Below are 263 nucleotides of genomic sequence, written 5' to 3' on the forward strand. Positions count from 1 at the left end.
TCCCTACCGTTTATAGCGATTACAGCCGCCATAATATATTAGTAATGGAGCGTATTTATGGTATTGCGGTATCAGATACTGATGCTTTATTAGCGCAAAACACCAATATGAAACTACTGGCTGAGCGTGGCGTTGAAGTGTTTTTTACCCAAGTGTTCAGAGACAGCTTTTTTCATGCTGACATGCACCCAGGTAATATTTTTGTTTCTCGTGAGCACCCCGAAAACCCTAAATATATTGGTATAGATTGCGGTATTGTGGGC

1 protein-coding gene is annotated in these 263 nt (G+C 41.1%); it reads left to right on the forward strand.

What is annotated here, in order from left to right; translation table 11 throughout:
* On the forward strand, positions 1–263 hold a 263-nt coding region (locus AAEY62_RS23040; protein ID WP_350636754.1), incomplete at both ends, for an AarF/UbiB family protein.

It is taken from the genome of Pseudoalteromonas sp. GW168-MNA-CIBAN-0100, assembly GCF_040309225.1.
Taxonomy (GTDB): domain Bacteria; phylum Pseudomonadota; class Gammaproteobacteria; order Enterobacterales; family Alteromonadaceae; genus Pseudoalteromonas; species Pseudoalteromonas arctica.